Here is a 14914-nt window from a genome sequence, read left to right on the forward strand (position 1 = left end):
CCGCAGGAAGGTTGCCTCGATGGCCTCCCCGAAGACGAAGAGCCGTGCCAAGAAGGGTCGCCGTCACCCTCTGGCCACGCTGGCCCTGATCGCCATCGGCCTCGGTCTCACCGGCGGCACCTACGCGGCCGTCGGAGTCGCCACCTCGGCGTCCGCCGAGACGTCGGCGAACAGCCAGCAGACGATCGACGAGGGCTCGAAGCTCTTCGCCGCGAACTGCGCCACCTGCCACGGCCTCGACGCCGCAGGCACGGACAACGCCCCGTCGCTGATCGGCGTCGGAGCGGCCTCCGTCGACTTCCAGGTCGGCACCGGCCGCATGCCGATGCAGATGCACGGCCCGCAGGCGCTCGAGAAGCCCGTCCAGTTCACCGACGAGCAGGTCGCCGAGCTGGCCGCCTACGTCGCGTCCCTGGCGCCCGGTCCCGCCATCCCCACCGGCGAGGTCCTCGACGGCCAGGGCGACACCGCCAACGGCGCCGAGCTGTTCCGCATCAACTGCGCGATGTGCCACAACGTCGCCGGCGCCGGCGGCGCGCTGACCGAGGGCAAGTTCGCTCCCCCGCTGGGCGGCGTCACCGAGGCGCACATCTACGAGGCGATGGTCACCGGCCCGCAGAACATGCCGGTCTTCAACGACCTGAACATCTCGCCCGAGGACAAGCGCGACATCATCTCGTACCTCAAGTACATCGAGGCGAATCCGTCCCCGGGCGGATTCGCGCTCGGCTCCCTCGGGCCGGTGGCGGAGGGCCTCTTCCTCTGGATCTTCGGACTCGGCGCGATCGTCGCGCTCACGGTGTGGATCACCGCCCGCTCGAACTAGCAGACATCAGCGCCCTGACGGGCGTGACAACCCCCACGGCCCCGTACGGAGCCGATAGGCGTGAAAAGGAGAACCATGGCAGAGCACGATGAGGGTGGCACGGACCTCGCCACCTCGTCGGCCACCGGGCACGGTTCGGCTCCGGCCGGCACCGCGGTCGTCACGCGGGGCCGGGTCCAGGACCCGGGCCTCCCGCCGCACCGCCCCCGGATGACCGATCTCGACCCCAAGGTCGAGAAGCGTGCCGAGCGCACGGTGTACACGCTCTTCTACCTCTCCTTCGCGGGATCCCTGTTCGCGGTCGCCGCGTACATGGCCTTCCCCATCACGGAGGAGATCGAGTCCGTCCGCCTGAACACGCTGTTCATCGGACTGGGCATGTCCCTCGCCCTGCTCGCGATCGGCATCGCCGCTGTCCACTGGGGCAAGCAGCTGATGTCGGACCACGAGGGCATCGACATCCGCCACCCGGTCCGCTCCTCCGAGGACACCCGCGCGCGTGCGCTCGAGATCTTCGACCAGTCCGACAAGGAGTCCGGCTTCGGTCGGCGCTCGGTCATCCGCAACAGCCTGATCGCGTCGCTCGTCGTGTTCCCGCTGCCCGCGGTCATCCTGTTCCGCGGCCTCGGCCCGCAGGACCAGAACCCCGTCGCACTCCTCAAGACCACCATGTGGAAGGAGGGCACCCGGCTCACGCTGGACCCCTCCGGTGCCCCGATCCTCGCGTCGGACGTCACCCTGGGCTCCGCCTTCCACGTGATCCCCGAAGGCCTCGACCAGGTCGAGGGCAAGCTCGAGGAGAAGGCCAAGGCCTCCGTCCTCCTGATGCGCCTGAAGCCCGAGGACCTCGTCGTCAGCGAGGGTCGCGAGACCTGGAACTACGACGGAATCGTCGCCTATTCGAAGATCTGCACGCACGTCGGCTGCCCTGTGGCGCTGTACGAGCAGCAGACCCACCACCTGCTGTGCCCGTGCCACCAGTCGCAGTTCGACATCAAGCACGAGGCTGCCGTCATCTTCGGCCCGGCGAAGCGCCCGCTTCCGCAGCTGCCCATCACCATCGACGACGAGGGCTACCTGGTCGCGCAGAGCGACTTCACGGAGCCCGTCGGACCGTCCTTCTGGGAGCGATGACTCACATGTCCACCACCACACCGTCACGACCCGCGTCGTCGCCCCAGGGCGACGGCGACGGCGTCATCCTCGGCAGCGGCAAGCTTCAGAAGGGCTACGTCGGAGCCGCGTCGAACTACATCGACGAGCGGACGAGCATCTCGGCCGTCGTCAAGGAGTTCGGCCGCAAGATCTTCCCCGACCACTGGTCCTTCCTCCTCGGCGAGGTCGCGCTCTACAGCTTCGTCATCATCCTGCTGTCGGGCACCTTCCTCACGTTCTTCTTCCAGGCCTCCATGGTCGAGACGCACTACGAGGGCAGCTACCTGCCGATGAAGGGCATCGAGATGTCCGCGGCGATGGCCTCGTCGCTCGACATCTCGTTCGACATCCGCGGCGGCCTGCTGATGCGCCAGATCCACCACTGGGCGGCGCTGCTGTTCGTGGCCTCGATCGGCCTGCACATGCTCCGCATCTTCTTCACCGGTGCGTTCCGCAAGCCGCGCGAGCTCAACTGGGTCATCGGCTTCGTCCTCTTCATCCTCGCGATGGCCGAGGGCTTCACCGGCTACTCGCTCCCCGACGACCTGCTCTCGGGCAACGGCCTCCGCATCATCGACGGCATGGTCAAGGGCATCCCGATCGTGGGCACCTGGATCTCGTTCCTCCTCTTCGGCGGCGAGTTCCCGGGAACCGACATCGTCGGCCGCCTGTACACCCTGCACATCCTGCTGCTGCCGGCGCTCGTGCTCGCGTTCATCGCGCTGCACCTCGTGTTCGTGGTCGTCCACAAGCACACCCAGTTCCCCGGTGCCGGCAAGACCGAGCAGAACGTCGTCGGCTACCCGGTCCTCCCGGTGTACGCGGCCAAGGCCGGTGGGTTCTTCTTCATCGTCTTCGGTGTCGTCGTCCTCATCGCGTCGCTGTTCACGATCAACCCGATCTGGAACTACGGCCCCTACGACCCCTCGCCCGTGTCGGCCGGCACCCAGCCCGACTGGTACATCGGCTTCGCGGACGGCGCGCTGCGCCTCGTCCCGCCGGGACTCGAGTGGGCCATCCCGGGCATCGGCACGCTGTCGTTCAACATCCTCATCCCGCTCGTCGGTCTGGGCCTGTTCATCGTCGCGGTCATGCTCTACCCGTTCCTCGAGGCCTGGATCACCGGTGACAAGCGCGAGCACCACCTGCTCGACCGCCCGCGCAACGCCGCCACCCGCACCTCGATCGGCGCCGCCGGAGTCACGTTCTACGCCGTCCTCTGGGCTGCGGCGTCCTCGGACATCATCGCCACGCACTTCCACCTCACGATGGAAGGCGTCATCCACGCCCTGCAGTTCAGCCTGATCGCCGGCCCCTTCATCGCGTACTTCATCACGAAGCGCATCTGCCTCGCCCTGCAAAAGAAGGACCGCGAGATCGCCCTGCACGGCTTCGAGTCCGGCCGCATCGTCCGCCTCCCCGGCGGCGAGTTCATCGAGGTGCACCAGCAGCTCGACGAGTACGAGCGCTGGAAGCTGGTCAGCCAGGACGAGTACGAGCCGCTGATGATCCGCCCGGACTCGCGCGGCCGCATCACCGCCCCGCAGCGCGTCCGCGCAGGCCTGTCCCGCTGGTTCTTCGAGGACCGCATCACCCCCGTCACCCAGAAGGAGCTCGAGAGCTCGCACAGCGAGCACTGACCCCCTCCCCCGAAGGGCCCGGACGATCCGTCGTCCGGGCCCTTCGTCGTACCCGGCCCCCACCGCTCTGCGTCCACCGCTGCCCGGTCGCGAGCATCCGGGGCGCGTGCGGCGGCGCCCTCTGCGGCGGCACGTGCCCTCGTGCCGTCCTGCGAGGAGACGATCGCCTCGAGAGGCGGCCGCGGCCCGTCGGCCACGACGTCGGGCTGCACAGAGCCGGCAGCGACGGCCCAGAGCGACCCGGGTGACCGTGATGTCGTCGCGAGTGGGGTCGACGAGCAGCACGCGGTCGGAGCGCCTCACCGGATGACGTCCGCGCTGCTGCCCGTCCTCCCCGCGGTGACCGGGGGACGCGGCCGGGTCCTGCGGGCTCCGTCACGGCTCTCGACGATCCTCGCTGCCACCCGGAACGTCGTCGCTCCGGTGGCCCTTGCAGGGCGCGGCGGGGCGTCCCGCCCGCCGCTCGAGGGGCTCAGCCGCCACCTCGGTCGCCGCTTCCCGGTCCCTCGTCGCGCGCCCCGTCGACGTCGGCGTCGGTGCTCCGACACGAGTACACCTCCTGCGGGACCTCGCTGGCTCTGGAGCCGACCGGCGCGGAGAGGACGCCGCCACCAACGGGCACCAGCGGGCAACCTGCGACCTTAAGGAGTAGCACGAGCTGAACCGGGAAGCGCCCCCGCCCAGCGGAGCCTGGGCCGTCGTGGGTCGACTCGCTCGAAGCGGCAGCCGCCTCCGGTGAGTCCGACTCCGCCCGGGCGATCGACTGCGCCTCGACCGCTGCCACCCTCGTGCGCGGCGGGACCGCTGCCGGTTCCGAAGGCTGAGGAGCTGGCACCCGATCGCTGATCGAGGCGTCGCCGACGACTGACCGCCCTCACGAGATGAGCGGTCTCCTCCACCGGGAGGCGCGAGAGATCGTCGTCAGCGCCTCCGCAGTGACCGTCGAGCGAGGTCGCGGCCGAGGCGGCGAGTGCGCTCGGGACGGCGGGGAGGGGCACGCGTCGAGCTCTCACGACAGGGCCCGGACCTGCGGACGAGACCGAGCCCGCGGAGTCACCGCCCTGAGGTGCAGTGGACCGATCGGCCTCGGATCGGGGAGACGAGTCGGGCGTGGAGGTTGAGCAGAGCCGTCCTGGAGCCGCTCGGCTCCCCTTGCCTCCGGAGCGCTCCTCCCCCGTCACGGCACGACGGACGCCCCGTACCGAACAGCGATCGTGTGGAACACCGCACGCCGGCCGGCGTCCGAGCACACGCACTGCCGGGGACAGAAGAAGGGCCGGGCACCGTGGGCTCTCACCCACTGCACCCGGCCCTCCGCCGAAGTCCTCCGCCTAGCGCGCGAAGTAACCGCGGTAGTACTCGTACACCCAGCCCGTGATCGAGATCAGGAAGATCCCGGCCGCGATGTAGGTGATCCAGATGCCGACGGCGAGACCGAGGAAGGCGAGCGCCGCGGCGCCGGCCAGGATCAGCGGCCACCAGCTCCAGGGGCTGAAGAAGCCCAGCTCCGGGTCTCCATCGTCGATGTCGGCGTCGAGGCGGTCCTCGGGCAGCTCAGCGCCCTGCGCCTTGTGCACCCGGCCGACGTAGAACGCGATGAACGCGCCCAGCACGGCCGAGAGGAAGATGCCGACGGTGCCGACCCACTCCACCTGCTCGGTGTCGATGAGCGACCAGGTCGTGTAGGCGACGGCCGCGAGGAGGAAGAAGCCGGCCAGGAGCCAGAACAGATTGACGTTGGCGCGCATGGCCCTACTTCACCGTGCCTTCGGACTTGTCGTACGTGGGAGCGTCCGGAGCGTCCTTCGCCGGACCGATGCCGACGGGGATGCCGGCCTCGGGGTGGTTGAGGTCGAAGGCCGGAGCCTCGCTGCGGATGCGCGGGATGGAGGTGAAGTTGTGGCGGGGCGGCGGGCACGAGGTCGCCCACTCGAGCGACCGCGAGAAGCCCCACGGGTCGTTCACGGTGACCTTGGGCGCCTTGCGGGCCGTGATGTACACGTTGAGGAAGAACGGGATCAGCGAGACCGCGAGGATCATCGCTCCGACCGTCGACAGCTGGTTCATCCAGGTGAAGCCGTCCTCGGGGAGGTAGCTCGCGTAGCGGCGGGGCATGCCCACGACACCGAGCCAGTGCTGGATGAGGAAGGTGGTGTGGAAGCCGATGAACAGCAGCCAGAAGTGCCACTTGCCCAGCGTCTCGTTGAGCATCTTGCCCGTCCACTTGGGCCACCAGAAGTAGAAGCCGGAGAACATCGCGAAGACGACGGTGCCGAAGACCACGTAGTGGAAGTGCGCCACGACGAAGTACGAGTCCGAGACGTGGAAGTCGAGCGGCGGCGAGGCGAGGATGACGCCCGTGAGGCCACCGAAGGTGAAGGTGATCAGGAAGCCGATCGCCCAGATCATCGGGGTCTCGAACGTGACCGATCCGCGCCACATGGTGCCGATCCAGTTGAAGATCTTCACGCCGGTCGGAACCGCGATGAGCATCGTCATCAGCGAGAAGAACGGCAGCAGGACGGAGCCGGTGACGTACATGTGGTGCGCCCACACGGTCACGGACAGCGCCGCGATCGCGATGGTCGCGTAGATCAGCGTCTTGTAGCCGAAGATCGGCTTGCGGCTGAAGACCGGGAAGACCTCGGAGACGATGCCGAAGAACGGCAGCGCGATGATGTACACCTCGGGGTGGCCGAAGAACCAGAAGAGGTGCTGCCAGAGCAGGACGCCGCCGTTGGCCGCGTCGTAGATGTGCGCGTCGAACACGCGGTCGGCGCCGAGCGCGAACATGGCGGCGGCGAGGACGGGGAAGGCCAGCAGCACGAGGATCGACGTCACGAGGATGTTCCACGTGAAGATCGGCATGCGGAACATGGTCATGCCCGGCGCGCGCATCGTGATGATCGTCGTGATGAAGTTCACCGCGCCGAGGATCGTGCCGAAGCCGGAGAGGCCGAGTCCGAAGACCCAGAGATTGCCGCCGAGCCCTGGCGAGAACGTCGTGCTCGAGAGTGGCGCGTAGGCGAACCATCCGAACGAGGCGGCGCCCTGGGGGGTGACGAAGCCGGCGACCGCGATCAGCGAGCCGAAGCTGTAGAGCCAGTAGGCGAACGCGTTGAGTCGCGGGAACGCGACGTCGGGAGCGCCGATCTGCAGCGGCATGAGGACGTTGGCGAAACCGGCGAAGAGCGGCGTCGCGAACATCAGCAGCATGATCGTGCCGTGCATCGTGAAGAGCTGGTTGTACTGCTCGCGCGTCTCGACGACGGCCAGGCCCGGTTCGAACAGCTGGGCGCGGATGACCAGGGCCATCACTCCCGCTATGCAGAAGTAGATGAACGAGGTGATCAGGTACATGTACCCGATGACCTTGTGGTCGGTGGACGTCATCCAGCGAACGAGAACGTTCGCCTTGCGCTCGACGGGGGGTGTTCCGAAGGTGCGGGACGACGGGGCGGGTGCGGTGGCGGTGCTCATGCTCCCCTACTCCTCGTTCTCGGTGCGGACCGGCGCACCGGTTCCGGGAAGGTTGCTGTTGCGGTCGTACTCGGCGCCCAGCTGGCCGGTCTGGCCCGCGTCGCGGAGCGACTGGATGTAGTCGTCGTAGGTATCGCGATCGACGACCTCGACGTTGAAGAGCATCGCGGAGTGGTACTCGCCGCAGAGCTCGGCGCACTTGCCGGCGTACGTGCCCTCCTTGAGCGGCGTGACGTACATGTAGTTCGTCTTGCCGGGGATCATGTCCTTCTTGTAGAGGAAGTCCACGACCCAGAACGAGTGGATCACGTCGCGCGCGTCGAGCTGGATCTTGATCTTCTCGCCCACGGGCAGGTACAGCGTCGGCACCTCGGACTCGACGAGCGAGCCGTTCGCGTCGCCGTCCGCGCCCTCGTACTGGCCCTGGATGCCGGCCGAGTAGACGTCCTCGTCGACGTAGTTGAAGTCCCACGCCCACTGCTTGCCGTAGACCTGGATGGTCTCGTCGGGGTTCTCGTAGGGCTCCTCGATCGCGGCCTGGTCGCGTGCCGTGAAGGCGAAGAAGCCGATCACCAGGATCAGCGGCACGATCGTGTAGAAGATCTCGATCGGCATGTTGTAGCGCAGCTGCACCGGGAGGCCCGTCTGACCCTTGCGGCGGCGGTACACGACGACGGCCCAGATCGTGAGTCCCCACGTGACGACGCCGACGGCGAGGAGGACGATCCAGGAGGTGACCCAGAGTCCGATGACCCGGTCGACGTGGTTCGTCGTTCCGGGTTCGGTGGGGAGCCAGCCCTGGAGCTGCTCCTGCGTGCAGCCCGCGAGAACGAGGGCGAGGGCTCCTGCAACGGGTGCAGCGACCCATCTGCGGATTCGGCGATTGAAGCGCACCGGTGACCTTTCGGAAGACTGGGGACCAGTTCACACGAAACTGTATTAGACCGGCTCCAGCCTACCTTCCCCCCGGCGGCCGGAGTGCACGGGACCCCGCTCTTGACCTGTGGACCCGAGGGTGCGAGGACGACGAACGGCGCCCGACGGGCCGCAGGTGCGGGCCGTCGGACGCCGTCCGGAGGAGCGGGAGCGGCGTGTCGCCGCTCGAGCGTCAGTGGAAGCTGTCGCCGCAGGCGCAGCTGCCGCCCGCGTTGGGGTTGTCGATGGTGAAGCCCTGCTTCTGGATGGTGTCCTCGAAGTCGATCGAGGCGCCGTCGAGGTAGGGGACGCTCATCTTGTCGACCACGAGGCCGACCCCTTCGAACTCGACCGCGGCGTCGCCCTCGAGGGTGCGCTCGTCGAAGTAGAGCTGGTAGATCAGGCCGGAGCAGCCGCCGGGCTGGACGGCGACGCGCAGGCGCAGGTCGTCGCGGCCCTCCTGCTCGAGGAGGCTCTTCACCTTGGCGGCGGCGACGGGGGTCATCGAGACGCCGTGCGCCGCGGTCGTCTGGTCGACGGTCAGTGTCGTGTCGGACATGTCACTCCTCGAGAGGTCGGTGCGTGGTGGACGGCGTGATGCCTGTCGATTCTACGGGGGCAACCGCCCGGCGCGGCCGGGTATTCCGGATCCGCCCGCGGTCAGTCCCGGTGGGCGGCGGCGCGCAGGAGGAAGAGCGCCTCCGTCTGCGCCGCCCGCTTGAAGACGCCGAGGTGCAGCGACTCGTTCGGGCTGTGCGCGCGCGAGTCGGGGTCCTCGACGCCGGTCACCAGGATCTGGGCGGCGGGGAACTCGCGCACGAGGTCGGCGATGAAGGGGATGCTGCCTCCCGCGCTGGTCTCGAGGGCCGCACGACCCCACGCGTCGGCCATCGCCTCCTTGACCAGGCCGACCGCCCAGCCCGAGGTGTCGACGAGGAAGGGCTCCCCCGTGTCGACGTCCTCGATGTCGAGGTGCGCGCCGAAGGGGGCGTGGGCGCGCAGGTGGCGCTCGAGCGCCGAGAAGCCCTCCGGCGCCTCCTGTCCGGGCGCGATCCTGGCGCTGATCTTCACGCGCACCGACGGGCTCAGGGTGTTCGACGCGTCGACGACGCTCGGCGCGTCGATGCCGGTCACGGTGATCGACGGCTTCGACCAGATGCGCGAGAGGAAGGGACCGGAGCCGATCGGCGAGACGCCGTCCAGCAGGCCCGCGTCGCGCCGGAGCTCGTCCTCGCTGATCTCGGGGACGGCGCCGTCGTGCTCGCGGAGCCCCTCGACGGCGACGGAGCCGTCGTCGTTCCAGAGCGTGGACAGCAGGCGCACCGTCGCGAGCATCGCATCGGGGACGGCTCCCCCGAGCATTCCGGAGTGCGAGGCGTGATCCAGGGTGCTGACGGTGAGCGTGAAGGTGACGTTCCCGCGGAGACCGACGGTCAGCGACGGGGTGTCGACGTCCCAGTTGTCGCTGTCGGCGACCACGATCACGTCGGCGCGCAGGGCGTCGTGGTGCTCGCGGAGGAACGTCGGGAACGAGCGGGAGCCGAACTCCTCCTCGCCCTCGATGAAGAGCACGAGGCCGAGGTCGTGGTCGTCGCCCGCCACCTCGCGCAGCGCGCGCACCGCGGCGAGGTGCGACACCACTCCGGCCTTGTCGTCGGCGGCGCCGCGCCCGTAGAGCCGGTCGCCGCGGACGGTCGGCTCGAAGGGCGCCGTCTGCCACGCGGACTCCGCGCCCTGGGGCTGCACGTCGTGGTGGGCGTAGAGGAGGACGGTCGGAGCGCCGTTGCGGGCCGCGCGCGTCGCGAGCACCGCGGGCTGTCCGAGGACGCCGGAGTCGCCGATGGTGGAGCGGCGGATCGACACGTCCTCGAAGGCGCCGGTCTCGCGGGCGAGCTCGGCGATCGCCTCGGCGCTCGCGGCCACCCGCGTCGCGTCGAAGCCGTCCCACGAGACGGAGGGGATGCGCACCAGGCGGCCGAGCTCGGCGAGCGAGCGGGGCAGGTCGTCGCGGACCGCGGCCAGGACCGCCTCCTCGGCTGCTGGGAGAGTGGACGTCGGAGTCGGAGCGTCGTGAGCCATGCGGGTAATCTTAAGAGACCCTCGATTCCAAGGACGTTCACCGTGGCCAAGCACCCGATCGCAACCGACACGCCAGACGACGCCGACTCCGCGCCGGTGACCGGCAAGGGCCGGCCGACGCCCACCCGGCGCGAGCGGGAGCTCGCCAACCAGCGGCCGCTCGTGACGACCGACCGCAAGCAGGCCGCGCGCGACGCCCGCGAGAAGGCCGCCGTGGCCCGCGACCAGGCCCGCATCGGACTGGCCGCCGGGGACCAGCGCTACCTTCCGCTGCGCGACAAGGGTCCGCAGCGCAAGTTCGTCCGCGACTACGTGGACGCGCGCTACAGCCTCGGCGAGTTCCTCATCCCCGTGATGGTCGTGGTGCTGCTGCTCAGCTTCTTCCCGCAGCCCGAGCTGCAGTACGTGACCCTGATCGTGCTCTGGGCCTTCTTCGTCGTGGCGGTCATCGACTGCCTGCTGCTGGGGCTGCGCCTGCGCAAGAAGCTGGGCGAGCGCTTCGGCACCGACAAGGTCGAGAAGGGCATCCGCTGGTACGCCGCGATGCGCGCCCTCCAGCTGCGCGTCATGCGCCTCCCCAAGCCCCAGGTGAAGCGCGGGCAGTTCCCGGAGTGAGCGCGGAGCGCTCGTCCTGCGCTCGATTGCTCGGCCTCCGGCCTCGTCGCAGTCGACTGCGTGGGCAGTCGCGTGACAAGGAGCGTCCTGCGTCCGACTAGCTCGATCCGCTGACACGCGGATCGACCGTTCGCCTTCCGCGGCGCGGCGGGTCAGTCCACTGGTCGTTCGGACGTCCATCGCTTCACCGGACCCGAGGAGAAAGGCGTGTCACGCCGGTCTCTCGGGCACGTCTCCGCGGGCGTCTCCGGCGTCACCTGCCTCGGGATCCCACCGTTCCGGCTGTGCCCGGAGAGCCCCTGCGGAGCAGGGTGACCCCCTCCGACGCGCGATGACCCGGAGGATCGAGCACACGACCGGCCGAAGCTCCGCCGAGCTGTCACCGCAGATCGGGTGCGCGGCCTCCCGGACGGTGAGGCCCTCGAGGCGCACCGCCGTTTCGCGTGCAAGCGAATCGCCGTAGCCGAACGCGCGACGCTCTGCAGAACGCGCCCACCTCGCGAAGCCGACCGCGCCGAGCCGGGCGAGGACCGGCTCGGTCATCAGCACCGCGGGCGAGGACCGGCTCGGCGGTCACTGCGGCATCAGGACCTGTTGATCGCCCGGGCCCACAGAGGGCCCTCGTAGATGAAGGCCGTGTAGCCCTGGACCAGGGTGGCGCCGGCGGCGAGGCGCTCCCGCACATCCGCCGCGGTCTCCACGCCGCCGACCGAGATGACGCAGAACTCCGCCGGGACGACGCCGCGGATCACGCGGAGGACGGCGACCGAGCGCGCGGCCAGCGGGGCGCCGGACAACCCGCCCGCGCCGGCGGCGTCCAGGACGGAGGCGGTCGTCTCGAGGCCCTCGCGGGAGAGGGTCGTGTTCGTGGCGATGATGCCGTCGAGCCCGAGGCGCACGGCCAGCTCCGCGACGCGCACGACCTCGTCGTCGGAGAGGTCGGGGGCGATCTTCACGAGCAGCGGAGTCGCATCGGCCGCGTCCTTGACCGCCGCGAGCAGGGGTTCGAGCCTGTCGATCTCCTGCAGGCCTCGGAGCCCGGGGGTGTTGGGCGAGCTGACGTTGACGACCAGGTAGTCGGCGAGCGGCGCGAGCATCCGCGCACTGACCAGGTAGTCCTCGACGGCGTCGTCGACGCTGACAATCCGGCTCTTGCCGATGTTGACGCCGATGACGGGGCGTCCGCGCACGCCGCGGAGGCGGGCGAGCCGACCGGCGGCCGCTCGTGCTCCGCTGTTGTTGAAGCCCATGCGGTTGATCAGCGCGCGATCCGCGACGAGCCGGAACAGGCGGGGACGGTCGTTGCCCGGCTGCGGGCGCGCGGTCAGCGTGCCGACCTCGACGTGCCCGAAACCGAGCGCTCCGAGCCCGAGGACGGCGGTGGCGTCCTTGTCGAAGCCCGCGGCCACTCCGAACGGGGTGGCGAACCGCAGTCCGAGCGTCTCGACCGAGCGGTCCTCCTTCGGCAGAGTGAAGCGTCGGACAACGGGGGCGACGATCCCCAGCGCTCGGATGACCGGGAAGGCGAGGTGGTGCGCGCGCTCGGGGTCGAGGCGGCGCAGGACGGTCCGGAACAGGACCGGGTAGATCGCGGGCATCAGAGCTCGCCTCCCTGCACGGCCTCGGTGCGCTCGGCACGCAGGAGGGTGATGGCCGATTCGAAGTCGTCGAGCGAGTCGAACGCCTGGTAGACGCTCGCGAAGCGGAGGTAGGCCACCTCGTCGAGCTCGCGCAGCGGCGCCAGGATCGCGAGGCCGATGTCGTTCGCGTCGATCTGCGACGCACCCGTCGAGCGGATGCTCTCCTCCACGCGCTGAGCGAGCACCGCGAGGTCGGAGTCCGTCACGGGGCGCCCCTGGCACGCCTTGCGCACCCCGCTGACGATCTTCTCGCGGCTGAACGGCTCGACGACTCCGCTGCGCTTGATCACGACGAGGCTGGCCGTCTCGGTGGTCGAGAAGCGGCGGCCGCAGGACGGGCACTGCCGGCGGCGCCGGATCGAGAGGCCGTCGTCGCTGGTGCGGGAGTCGATCACCCGGGAGTCGGGGTGCCGGCAGAACGGGCAGAACATCGGGAGGTGCCTCTCGGTCAGGCGAAGCGCGCGTCGACGGCGTCGCCGTGCGCGGGGAGCGCCTCGGCGTCACTGAGCGCGCGGATGTGCGGGGCGACGCGCTCGAGGGCGGCGCGGTCGTAGCTGATGAGCTGCTGCGGGCGCAGGAACGTGTAGGCGCCGAGCCCGGAGGAGAAGCGCGCCTGACCCAGGGTCGGCAGCACGTGGTTCGACCCGGCCAGGTAGTCGCCGAGGCTGACCGGCGACGTCGGCCCGAGGAAGATCGCTCCCGCGTCGCGGATGCGAGCCGCGGTGGCGGCGGGGTCGGCGGTGTGCAGCTCGAGGTGCTCGGGGCCGTAGGCGTCGCTGAAGGCGCAGGCGGTCTCGAGGTCGTCCACGATCACGAGGGCGGACTGCGGTCCGTCGAGGGCGATCGCCACGCGCGCGGAGTGCGTGGTCGTCGCCGCCTGCCGCTCGATCTCCGCGCCGACCGCGCGGGCCAGCTCGGCGTCGTCGGTGACCAGGACGGCCGAGGCGGCCTCGTCGTGCTCGGCCTGGCTGACCAGGTCGGCGGCGATCAGGCGGGGATCACCCGTGGAATCGGCGATGACGAGGATCTCCGTCGGACCGGCCTCGGAGTCGATCCCGACCTGGCCGAGCACCTGCCGCTTCGCGGTGGTGACCCAGATGTTGCCGGGGCCGGTGATCATGCCCACCGGCTCGAGGCCGATCGACTCGACTCCGTAGGCCAGGGCGGCGACCGCGCCCGCGCCTCCCGTGGCGTAGACCTCGTCGATGCCCAGCAGGCCCGCGGCCGCGAGGATCGTCGGGTGTACCGCTCCGCCGAACGCCTTCTGCGGCGGGGAGACGATGGCGATGGATTCGACGCCCGCGATCTGCGCGGGGACGGCGTTCATGACGACGCTCGACGGGTACACGGCCTTGCCACCGGGGACGTAGAGGCCTGCGCGGGCGATCGGGGTCCAGCGCTGGACGACGGTCGCCCCGTCGTCGAGGACGGTGCTGCGCTCGGGCGGGACCTGCGCCGCGCTCGCCCGGCGCACGCGAGAGATCGCCTCGTCGAGGGCGGCGCGGATCGCGGGATCGAGGTCGCGGACGGCGGCCGAGATCTGCTCGGCCGGCACGCGCAGGTGCGGCGGACGGACCCCGTCGAGGCGCTCGGACTGGTCGAGGAGCGCGTCGGCGCCGCGCGCCCGCACGTCGGCGATCAGCTCGGCGACGACCGGACCGACGTCGGCGGAGGTGCCCGGGTTGCGCGGCACGAGGGCGAGCAGCTCGGCGGCGGAGGGACGACGGCCGCGGAGGTCGAGAGTCTGGATCATGGCCGCCCCAGTCTACCGGCCGCCCTCGCCGCCCTCCGGCGCCGCTGGCGAGGGAGGCCGCTCCGTGGACCGCGGCCCGCCGCGCGGGACGTCACGCGCAGGACCTCGGCCAGCAGTGGAACTCGATCGCCATCGCGGCCGATGTGCGTCGCCGGCCGACGTCCCGTCGATCGTGGTTCGCTCCGAGCGCGCTCCGCCATCCGCCGGGCTGCACCGGATCCGCTCCGCGGGTGCAGGGGTCTCGATACGCCGCTCCGCGGCTACTCGACCAGCAGGAACCGCCACTCGATGCGCAGGGAACCTCCACTCGACCAGCAGAGCACCGCCTTCACCACCCGAGGGTCGGCGAGGGAACCCGCGCCGCCGCGGGCGCGCCTCCCCACTTCGCGCCCTCTTCGAGGCGAACCGCCGATCCGCGTCCCAGCGGATCGCCGTAGCCGTCCGCACCCCGCTCCACGGAACGCACCCCGTCGCGAAGCCGACCGCGCCGAGCCGGCCAGGGACCGGCTCGCCATCAGCACAGCGACCGCGCGAAGCCGGGCAGGGACCGGCTCGCCACCTCCGAGGCGAACCGCCGATCCGCGTGTCAGCGGATCGCCGTAGCCGAACGCACCCCGCTCCCCGGAACGCACCCCCTCGCGAAGCCGACCGCGCGAAGCCGGGCAGGGACCGGCTCGCCACCTCCGAGGCGAACCGGTGATCCGCGTGTCAGCGGATCGCCGTAGCCGTCCGCACCCCGCTCCCCGGAACCCACCCCGTCGCGAAGCCGACCGCGCGAAGCCGGGCAGGGACCGACTCGCCACCTCCGAGG

Annotated in this window: 12 protein-coding genes; 4 read left to right on the forward strand and 8 right to left on the reverse strand. The window is 70.3% G+C overall.

Annotated features, from left to right (window positions below; genetic code table 11):
• The first annotated feature begins 19 nt into the window (after positions 1–19).
• From qcrC to qcrB, 3 genes are all read left to right on the forward strand, one after another.
• Entirely contained in the window at positions 20–826 is an 807-nt protein-coding gene (gene qcrC / locus NB037_RS00855) for a cytochrome bc1 complex diheme cytochrome c subunit (RefSeq protein ID WP_243590518.1), read from the forward strand.
• 75 nt (positions 827–901) lie between these two features.
• On the forward strand, positions 902–1960 hold the full coding sequence (gene qcrA / locus NB037_RS00860; protein ID WP_207405026.1) for a cytochrome bc1 complex Rieske iron-sulfur subunit: 1059 nt from the start codon (positions 902–904) through the stop codon (positions 1958–1960).
• Between the two features lie 5 nt (positions 1961–1965).
• A complete protein-coding gene (gene qcrB / locus NB037_RS00865) occupies positions 1966–3621 on the forward strand; it encodes a cytochrome bc1 complex cytochrome b subunit (RefSeq protein WP_251942730.1) in 1656 nt (551 codons plus the stop codon).
• Positions 3622–4952: 1331 nt separating this feature from the next.
• Here qcrB and NB037_RS00870 read toward each other — a convergent pair.
• The 5 genes from NB037_RS00870 to NB037_RS00890 form a co-directional block, all read right to left on the reverse strand.
• On the reverse strand, positions 4953–5369 hold the full coding sequence (locus tag NB037_RS00870) for a cytochrome c oxidase subunit 4 (RefSeq protein WP_251942739.1): 417 nt from the start codon (positions 5367–5369) through the stop codon (positions 4953–4955).
• A 4-nt stretch (positions 5370–5373) separates the two neighbouring features.
• Positions 5374–7101: an aa3-type cytochrome oxidase subunit I gene (ctaD, locus tag NB037_RS00875; RefSeq protein WP_207405033.1), complete on the reverse strand. Its 1728-nt coding sequence runs from the start codon at positions 7099–7101 to the stop codon at positions 5374–5376.
• Between the two features lie 6 nt (positions 7102–7107).
• Positions 7108–7995, reverse strand: coding sequence for an aa3-type cytochrome oxidase subunit II (gene ctaC, locus NB037_RS00880; RefSeq protein ID WP_207405035.1), 888 nt, complete (start codon positions 7993–7995; stop codon positions 7108–7110).
• Between the two features lie 214 nt (positions 7996–8209).
• Complete coding sequence (erpA, locus tag NB037_RS00885) at positions 8210–8575, reverse strand: iron-sulfur cluster insertion protein ErpA (protein WP_207405037.1); 366 nt, start codon at positions 8573–8575, stop codon at positions 8210–8212.
• Between the two features lie 101 nt (positions 8576–8676).
• Entirely contained in the window at positions 8677–10095 is a 1419-nt protein-coding gene (locus tag NB037_RS00890) for a dipeptidase (protein WP_251942742.1), read from the reverse strand.
• A gap of 42 nt (positions 10096–10137) precedes the next feature.
• On the opposite strand from NB037_RS00890, the gene NB037_RS00895 reads away from it, so the two are divergent.
• Entirely contained in the window at positions 10138–10710 is a 573-nt protein-coding gene (locus tag NB037_RS00895) for a DUF3043 domain-containing protein (protein WP_251942744.1), read from the forward strand.
• A 584-nt stretch (positions 10711–11294) separates the two neighbouring features.
• Here the strand turns inward: NB037_RS00895 and NB037_RS00900 are convergent.
• Genes NB037_RS00900 through hisD form a run of 3 tightly spaced genes read right to left on the reverse strand, consistent with a single transcriptional unit; the run spans position 11295 to position 14103 of the window.
• Positions 11295–12299 (reverse strand): quinone-dependent dihydroorotate dehydrogenase, encoded by a 1005-nt coding sequence (locus NB037_RS00900; RefSeq protein WP_251942770.1) that lies wholly within the window; start codon positions 12297–12299, stop codon positions 11295–11297.
• Between the two features lie 8 nt (positions 12300–12307).
• A complete protein-coding gene (gene nrdR / locus NB037_RS00905; RefSeq protein ID WP_207405041.1) occupies positions 12308–12781 on the reverse strand; it encodes a transcriptional regulator NrdR in 474 nt (157 codons plus the stop codon).
• Between the two features lie 17 nt (positions 12782–12798).
• The gene (hisD, locus tag NB037_RS00910; protein ID WP_251942746.1) at positions 12799–14103 is read right to left on the reverse strand and encodes a histidinol dehydrogenase; all 1305 of its coding nucleotides are present in this window, start codon (positions 14101–14103) and stop codon (positions 12799–12801) included.
• Positions 14104–14914: the final 811 nt, after the last annotated feature.

Origin of the sequence: Rathayibacter rubneri, assembly GCF_023743255.1 — a bacterium.
GTDB classification, from domain to species: domain Bacteria; phylum Actinomycetota; class Actinomycetes; order Actinomycetales; family Microbacteriaceae; genus Rathayibacter; species Rathayibacter rubneri.